The 8,312-nt window shown below is 73.4% G+C and carries 7 protein-coding genes; 4 read left to right on the top strand and 3 right to left on the bottom strand.

The annotated features are described in order from the left end of the window. Positions 1–94: 94 nt before the first annotated feature. The 3 genes from ACFWE2_RS23195 to hrcA are packed head-to-tail and all read right to left on the bottom strand — an operon-like array spanning position 95 to position 3,068. Positions 95–862 (bottom strand): 16S rRNA (uracil(1498)-N(3))-methyltransferase, encoded by a 768-nt coding sequence (locus ACFWE2_RS23195; protein WP_377226568.1) that lies wholly within the window; start codon positions 860–862, stop codon positions 95–97. Between the two features lie 10 nt (positions 863–872). Further along, positions 873–1,994 (bottom strand): molecular chaperone DnaJ, encoded by a 1,122-nt coding sequence (dnaJ, locus tag ACFWE2_RS23200; RefSeq protein ID WP_377226569.1) that lies wholly within the window; start codon positions 1,992–1,994, stop codon positions 873–875. Between the two features lie 54 nt (positions 1,995–2,048). After that, positions 2,049–3,068: a heat-inducible transcriptional repressor HrcA gene (hrcA, locus tag ACFWE2_RS23205; RefSeq protein ID WP_377226570.1), complete on the bottom strand. Its 1,020-nt coding sequence runs from the start codon at positions 3,066–3,068 to the stop codon at positions 2,049–2,051. Positions 3,069–3,432: 364 nt separating this feature from the next. Here hrcA and ACFWE2_RS23210 point away from each other — a divergent pair, with 364 nt between their 5' ends. From ACFWE2_RS23210 to ACFWE2_RS23225, 4 genes are all read left to right on the top strand, one after another. Beyond that, positions 3,433–3,618 (top strand): hypothetical protein, encoded by a 186-nt coding sequence (locus tag ACFWE2_RS23210; protein WP_377226571.1) that lies wholly within the window; start codon positions 3,433–3,435, stop codon positions 3,616–3,618. 100 nt (positions 3,619–3,718) lie between these two features. Beyond that, positions 3,719–6,661 (top strand): AAA family ATPase, encoded by a 2,943-nt coding sequence (locus ACFWE2_RS23215; protein WP_377226572.1) that lies wholly within the window; start codon positions 3,719–3,721, stop codon positions 6,659–6,661. An 81-nt stretch (positions 6,662–6,742) separates the two neighbouring features. Next, positions 6,743–7,609 (top strand): DUF3097 domain-containing protein, encoded by an 867-nt coding sequence (locus ACFWE2_RS23220; protein ID WP_377226573.1) that lies wholly within the window; start codon positions 6,743–6,745, stop codon positions 7,607–7,609. Between the two features lie 36 nt (positions 7,610–7,645). Continuing rightward, complete coding sequence (locus ACFWE2_RS23225; protein WP_377226574.1) at positions 7,646–8,197, top strand: DUF4870 domain-containing protein; 552 nt, start codon at positions 7,646–7,648, stop codon at positions 8,195–8,197. Positions 8,198–8,312: the final 115 nt, after the last annotated feature.

Consider the following 8,312-nt stretch of genomic DNA (forward strand, 5'->3'; position numbering starts at 1 on the left):
GAGCCGCTGGCTGCCGACGAGCTGGTGGTGACCATCGCCTCGGGCGCGCGAGGTAGAGCGTGTGTCCGGACAGGCGCTCTACTTCGCGGGGCGGTCAGGTCCAGCGGCCCAGGCGGTCGCTCAGGAGGGCTGTCGCCACCGGGCCCGCCGTCGACGTGCGCAGGACGTGCGGGCCGAGGCGGGCGAGCACCGCACCCGCGTCGATCAGCAAGGCGACCTCGGCCTCCGAGATCCCGCCCTCGGGACCGACGACGAGAAGCACCTCGCCCGCTTCGGGCAGCGCTACCGCCGCCAGGCCCGTCTTCGCCTCCTCGTGCAGCACGGCAACGGTCCCGCCCGCCGCGACGACCGAGCGGGTCCTGGCCGCGAGCTGCTTGGTGCTCAGCGGCAGCTCGACGTCGGGTATGCGGCAGCGGCGGGCCTGCTTGGTCGCGGCCCGCACGGTGCTCACCCAGCGTGCCCGCGACTTCGCGGCCCGGTCGCCGCGCCAGACGACGACCGACCGCTCGGCCTGCCACGGGATGATGGCGTCCACGCCGACCTCGGTGGCGGCCTCGATGGCCATCTCGTCGCGGTCGCCCTTCGCGAGGGCCTGGACGAGCGTCACGACGACGGCGGGCGCCGGCTCGACGTCCACCTCCTCGACCCGGAGGTGCACCTCGGCCCCGGCCACCGACTCGACGACGGTCCGCAGGCGTACTCCCGCGCCGTCGACGACGTCGATCCGCTCCCCCGGGCCGCGCCGCTGGACGACGCCGGCGTGCCGGCCCTCGGCGCCGTCGAGCACGTAGACCGAGCCCGCGGCGTACCCGGAGAGCGGATGGGCGGTGGACGCCTCCGCGAGAAAGACTGGCGCGCTCATGGGTCGGCGGTCAGCGGCCGCTGAACTTGTCGCGCAGCCGCGAGAACACGCCGCCGTGCGCGGACGCGAGGCGCGACTCGGGCCGCTCCTCGCCGCGCAGGACCGCGAGCTGCTGCAGGAGCGCCGTCTGCTCCTCGTCCAGGGCCGTTGGCACCTGGACCTCGATGTGCACGTTGAGGTCGCCGCGCCCGGTCGAGTGCAGGTGCCCCACGCCGAGGCCCTTGAGGGTCATGACCTGGCCCGGCTGCGTACCCGGGCGCAGGTCGATCTCCTGGAGCCCGTCCAGGGTGTCGAGCTCGAGGACGGTGCCGAGCGCGGCCGCCGTCATCGGCACCTGGAGGGTGCAGTGCAGCTCGTCGCCGCGCCGCACGAACGTGTCGTGCGCGCGCTCGCGGATCTCGACGTACAGGTCGCCGGCGGGGCCACCACCGGGGCCCACCTCGCCCTGGGCGGAGAGCTTGATGCGCGTGCCGGTGTCGACGCCCGCCGGGACGTTCACGGAGACGGTGCGGCGCGAACGCACGCGGCCCTCGCCTGCGCAGTCGGTGCAGGGCTCCGGGATGACCGTGCCGAAGCCGCCGCAGGCGGAGCAGGGCTGGTTGGTCATGACCTGGCCGAGGAACGAGCGGGCGACCCGCTGCACGGAGCCGCGGCCGTGGCAGACGTCGCAGGTGCGCGCCGAGGTGCCCGGCCGCGCGCCGTCGCCGGCGCAGGTGTTGCACACCACGGCCGTGTCGACCTGGATCTCGCGCTTCGCGCCGAACACCGCCTCGGCGAGCTCGAGGTCCAGCCGCACGAGCGCGTCGTTGCCGCGCCGGGCGCGCGGGACCGGCCCGGTGGGCTGCCCGCCGCCGAAGAAGGTCTCGAAGATGTCCTGGAAACCGAACCCGGCGCCGAACCCGCCACCGGCGCCACCACCGGGCGCGGTCGGGTCGACACCCATGTCGTACTGCTGGCGCTTGTCCGGGTTGGACAGCACCTCGTAGGCACGCGCGACGTCCTTGAACCGGTCCTCGCCCACGTTGCCTGCCACGTCGGGGTGCAGCTCGCGGGCCAGCTTGCGGTATGCCTTCTTGATCTGCTCGGGCGAGGCGTCGCGCGGAACACCGAGAATCTCGTAGTAGTCGGTCACAGGTCTCTCTCTTGAGAACTTAGGTGAAGAAACGTGGGGTGAAGAGGTGAGTGGTCAGTTGGGCAGCACACGCGACAGGTAGCGCGCGACGGCGCGCACCGCGGCGATGGTGCCCGGGTAGTCCATACGGGTGGGGCCGATCGAGCTCAGGATCGCGACGGTGTCGCCGTCGGACGAGCCGTAGCCGGACGTGACCACCGAGGTCTCCGACAGGCCCGCCAGCCGGTTCTCGTGGCCGATGCTCACGGCAACGCCCGCGTCGTCGGTCATGTCGGTGAGGAGCCCGAGCAGGACCACCTGCTCCTCGAGGGCCTCGAGCACGGGACGCAGGCCCTGTTCGAACCGCATGCCGGAGCGCGCCAGGTTGGCCTGCCCCGTCAGCACTATGCGTTCCTCGCTCTCCTCCGCGAGCGCCGCGGTGACCACCTCGGCCACGGCCGTACCCAGCGCGCGGTGCTCGTCGGGCATCGCCTCGGTGACCCGCGCGAAGGCCGTGCCGATCTCGGTGAGCCGGTGGCCGGCGGCCGCGGCGTTGAAACGCGCGCGCAGCTCGCCGAGCGTCCCGTCGTCCATCCCGACGGGCGCGTCGAGGTAACGCTGCTCCACCCGTCCCGTGTCCGTGATGACGACGACGAGGAGCCGCCCCTCCACGGAGGGCACGAGCTCGAGGTGCCGCAGCCCGGAACGGCGCAGCGACGGGTACTGCACGACGGCGACCTGGCCGGTGAGCTGCGCGATGAGGCGCCCGGCGCGAGCCACCACGTCGTCGAGGTCGACCGCCTCGGACAGGAACGTCTCGATGGCGCGCTTCTGGGGCACGCTCAGCGGGCGCACCTCCGCGAGCTGGTCCACGAACAGGCGGTAGCCCTTGTCCGTCGGGATGCGTCCGGCCGAGGTGTGGGGCTGGGCGATGAGCCCGGCCTCTTCCAGGGCAGCCATGTCGTTGCGCACGGTCGCCGGGGAGACACCGAGCTTGTGCCGCTCGGTGAGTATGCGGGAGCCCACGGGCTCCCGTGTCCGGACATAGTCCTCCACGATCGCTCGCAAGACATCGAGCCTGCGTTCTTCGCTCACCGCGTTCACCTCCGTCCCAGGTAGAACGTCCGGGACCTGCACCCGGGTTCCGGCCGGCGCTCCAGCACTCTCGCCTGCCGAGTGCCAATCCTATCCGGCACACGCCACAGGCCAAGCCCTCGACCCGCCACCCGTCCCCACCGGCCGGGCCCGAACGGGGCAGACCGGCAGGTCAGGGGTGCCTCACCCTAGTGGCCTCCCCGTTCGCGAGGGGCCGAATAAGGCAATGCCTTAGGTGCCGCCGAACACCTCGGCGGACCCGGTCCGAAAGATGCGGAGACCACCCGATCCGCCAGGGGTACCTCACGGACGAACCTTGAGTCATCGCCGGCGACGGGCCTGCGACGACCAGGAGGCACACACCATGTTCGGTTTCTCCGACTATGCCGAGTACCGCACCAACGAGCAGGAGGTCAACCGCCGGGCCGAGCAGTCACGGGTGGCCCGCGAGCGCAAGGAGAACGCCCGCCGGCGGGCGGCCGAGCAGCGCGCCGCAGAGCCCACCAGGCAGGCCGAGGCCGCCCGCACGGCCAGGCCCCGCGTCGCCTGACGCGCGGCGCCAGCCCGTGCCGGACAGCCGTGCCGAACAGACACGACCAGCGACGATGACCAGCGGACCGACAAAGGGACCGGCATGGGACGATGAGCCCATGCCGGTTCCCCGCGCCCGTCTGGTGGGTCGAGCCAGAGAGCTCGGCGAGCTCAGAGCCGCCCTCGACGCCGTCCGCTCGGGTGGCAACCGCACGGTGGTGATCGCCGGCGAGGCAGGGATCGGCAAGACCCGCCTCCTCGACGAGCTCAGCGCGCACGCCGACGGCGTCACCGTCCTCACCGGACAGTGCGCCGACGAGGGCTCCGGCCCCCTCCCCTACGCGGCCCTCGCCGGACTGCTGCGCGGCATCGTCCGGACGGTTGGCCCCGAGGCGGCGGTCGCCGCGGCCGGACCCGCCGCGAGCGCCCTGTCCGCCGTCGCACCCCAGCTCGTCGCACCGGCGTCCGACGCCGGAGCGGACCGCCTTCCCGAGGTCCTCACCAACCTGCTCGCCGGCCTCGCGGCCGAGCGCCCCGTCATCGTGATCATGGAGGACCTGCACTGGGCCGACGACGTCACCCGCGCCGTCGCCCTGCGCCTCGCCCGCACCGCACCCGCCGGACTGCTCCTGCTGCTCACCTACCGCAGCGACGACGTCGGCCGCGCGCACCCCCTGCGCAGCGTCATGGCCGAGCTCGACCGGGCCCGGCTCACGACCCGCCTCGACCTGGCCCGCCTGGGCGTCGCGGAGGTCCGGGAGATGGCGCGCGACCTGCTCGGCGGCACCACCGGCCGCCAGGACGGCCTCGCACGCGGTCTGGACCCCGTCGCCCCCGCCGGGTTCGACGCCGACCGCTCCGCCGAGCCGTTCGCCGACCTGGCCGACCGCAGCGAGGGCGTCCCCTTCTACGTCGAGGAGCTGGTCGGCTTCCTGGACACCGACCTGCCCGACTCCCTGCGCGACATCCTCCTGCTGCGCTACTGGAACCTGAGCCGCGAGGCCCAGGCCCTCTGCCGCGTCGTCGCGGCCGCCGGCCCGCGCGTCTGGCACGACGTGCTCGACGACGTCCTGGCCGACGTCACCACCGGCGTCGGACCCGAACCCGAGGACGGGCTGCGCGAGGCGGTCGACGCCCAGGTGCTGGTGACCACGGACATCGGCTACGCCTTCCGGCACGCGCTGGTCCAGGAGGCCGTGTACGCCGAGCTGCTGCCGGGCGAGCGCCGCCGCCTGCACGCCGCGTACGCACGGGCGCTGGAGGGCGCCCTCGTCCGGCGCGCCCGGTCGGTCGCCAAGCTGTCCCGGATAGCCGACCACTGGTGGCGTGCCGGCATCCTGGACAGGGCGCTCGCGGCGGCCGTCGTCGGGCACCGGGCGGCGGCGGACGGCGCGGCGTCGTCCACCGCGGTCGCCCTCGGGGAGCGCGCCCTGGAGCTCTGGGAACAGGTGCCCGACGCCGAGGCCGTGGCCGGCCTGCCGCACCACGAGCTGCTCCGCACCGTCGCCGAGTCGCTGCGCGGGTCCACCCGGACCACCCGCGCCCTGGCCGTTGCCCACGAGGCGATCGCCGAGTGGCCCCGCGACGACCCGGCGGGCCTCGCCGGCATGCTCTCCGACACGGCGCTCATCGCGGGCCACGCCGGCTCCGGCGAGGGGCCGGAGCTCATCGAGCGGGCCCTCGCCCTCGTCGAACCCGGCCGGGACGACGCCGTCCGCGCCCACCTCCTGATGCTGCGGGCGCGCCACGCCATGCTCGACGGCCGGACCGAGGAAGGAATAGTGGCGGCCACCGCCGCCTACGAGGCGGGGATCGCGATCGGCAGCCCCGAGGTCACGTCGGTAGCGCTGAACCTGCGCGGCGTGAGCCGGGTCCAGCGCGGCGACGCCGGCGGCTTCGCCGAGATCGACGCCGCACGCGATGCGGCGCAGGGCGCCTGGCGAGGGCTGAGCCGGTACTACACCAACGGCTCGGACTCCCGGATCCTCGTCGGCGAGTGGGACCGGGCGGTCGAGATCGCCCAGGAGGGGATCACGGAGGCACGCCGGCACGGCGCCTCCGAGGGCTCGCGAATCATGATCGAAGGGAACGTCGTCGAGGCCTGGATCGGGCGCGGCGACTGGGCCGAGGCGGCCGCCTGGTACGAGCGCACGGTGCCCCTGATCCACGACAGCGTGTACACCGCCTACCTGACCGAGCGCCGCGCCTGGCTCCTGATGTGGCGCGGCGACGTCGAGCGGGCACAGGCCGAGGCCCGCCACCGCGCGGCCACCTGGGAGCGGTTCGGCCGCCTGGAGGAACAGATCCGGTCCCGCAGCAGGGCCACCCAGGCGGAGCTCGAGCTGCTGCGCGGCGAGCCGGCCGCGGCGCTGGAGCGCCTCTCGGTGGTCGTCGCGCCGGACCACCCGCGCAGCCCGGCCTACGACCTCACGTCTCTCGCGACGGCGGCGCGGGCGATCGCCGAGCTCCGGGCGGCCGGCCAGGACGTCGACGACGCCCCGTACCGCGCGGCGCTCGCCGAGTGCGCTCACTGGCCGACGTTCCCCGTGTGGTCCGCGGTGTTCGAGGCGGAGCTGGGTACCGGCCCGTGGACGGCCGTCGCCGAACAGCCCGGCCCCGGGCCCGCCCACCTGCGCCCGTACGCGCTGTACCGGGAGGGTGCGCGGCTGCTCGAGGCCGGCGACCGGCCCGGGGCGCGATCGGCGCTCGGGTCGGCGATCACCGAGGCGGAGAAGATCGGCGCGGGGCTGATCGTCCAGCGGGCGCAGGGCCTGATCGACCGGGCCGGCCTGACCGGCCGTGGCGGGCCCGCCGAGGCGCCCGCGCCGACGGCGGCGGCGTCCTCACCGGCGGCGTCCTCGCCAACGGCGGGCGGCGTGCCGGACACGCTCACCCCGCGGGAGCAGCAGGTGCTCGCACTCGTCGCGGAGGGCTTGACCAACGGGCAGATCGCGGAGCGGCTGTTCATCTCGGCCAAGACCGCCTCGGTGCACGTCTCGGCGATCCTGCGCAAGCTCGGCGTGTCGACCCGCACGGAAGCGGCCCTCCGCGTTCCTCGTTGAGTGCTGGCTATTTGCGCGTTCAGACACTCCGAGAGCACAGATATCCAGCACTCAGCGGGGCGGCGGAACTAGGGTCAGCCCGTGGTTGACGAACGGTATGGGCCCGATGTGCTGTCCCCCGCTTTTCCTGGTGCGCAGCGGGGGCGGAGCCGGCCTACGTCGCAGCCCATGGCCGCCGATACCGGGCTCGTGGTCGAAGAGGTCGAGACCGGCTGGGTGGGCGCCGTCGTCCGTGTCGAGAAGTCGGGCGGGATGCACGTGGTGGTTCTCGAGGACCGGCGCGGCCGCACCCGGACCTTCCCGCTCGGCCCGGGATTCTGGGTGGAGGGCAAGCCCGTGGTGCTCACGGCGCCCGTCCTGCGCCGCGCGCCCGTCCAGCCCACGCGCACCGCCTCCGGGTCGGTGGCGGTGCACGGTGCCAGGGCCCGCGTGGCACGGGGCAGCCGCATCTGGGTGGAGGGCAGGCACGACGCCGAGCTCGTCGAGAAGGTCTGGGGCGACGACCTGCGCGTCGAGGGCGTGGTGGTCGAGATGCTGGACGGCGTGGACCACCTCGCCGAACGTCTCGCCGAGTTCCGGCCCGACGCCGACCGCCGCGTCGGCGTGCTGGTCGACCACCTGGTCCCCGGGTCGAAGGAGCAGCGGCTGACCGACGACGCGCTGCGCCACGTCCCGCAGGGCACCGTGCTGGTGCTCGGCCACCCGTACGTCGACGTGTGGCAGGCGGTGCGCGCCGAGCGGCTCGGGCTGGACCGCTGGCCGGTCATCGACAGGGGTACCGAGTGGAAGCTCGGCATCCTGCGCTCCCTGGGCTGGCCTGCCGAGGCACAGGCCGACGTCGCCCGCGGCTGGCAGCGGATCCTCGGCACGGTGCGCGACTTCCGCGACCTCGACCCGGCGCTGCTGGGACGAGTCGAAGAACTTATCGATTTCGTGACCACGTCATGAGCCATCTCGGAGGCCGCAGCCTCTACGGTTATGGCCATGTCCGAGAACCCGCAGCAGTCGCCTCAGCCGCCTGACCAGCCGCAGCAGCCCGGCCAGCCGCCGCAGCAGCCTCCCGCCTACGGCTCACCCCAGCCCGGCCAGCCCCCGTACCAGGACCAGCCGTACCCGAACCAGCCCGCACCCGGCCAGCCGGGCCAGCCGCAGCCGGGCACCGGTTACGGCCCGCCCTACGGCGCCGGCGTGCCGTACCAGCCCCAGCCGCTGAACCCGTCGGACGAGCGCATGTGGGCGATCTTCGCCCAGATCGGCCCGGTCCTGCTGTCGTTCATCGCACCGCTGGTGATCTGGCTGGTGTTCAAGGACCGCAGCCGGTTCGTCGACCAGGAGGCCAAGGAGGCGCTGAACTTCCAGATCACGCTGATCTTCGTGCACATAGCCGCGTTCATCATCACCCTGGTCACGTTCGGGTTCGGGTCGATCGTGTACCTCGCGTTCATCGCGGCGCTGGTGTTCATGATCCTGGCCGCCGTGGAGAACAACAAGGGCGCGCCCTACCGCTACCCGGTGAACATCCGCCTCATCAAGTAGACCCGCCCCGCGAGGCCGACGTCGTCGGCCGTCGCTCGAAATGACCATGCACCTGCTGCCAGGATCACTCGGATCCAGGCAGCAAGTGCATGGTCATTCTTGTCAGGCCGCGACG

The organism is Promicromonospora sp. NPDC060271 (assembly GCF_042726755.1).
Lineage (GTDB): Bacteria > Actinomycetota > Actinomycetes > Actinomycetales > Cellulomonadaceae > Promicromonospora.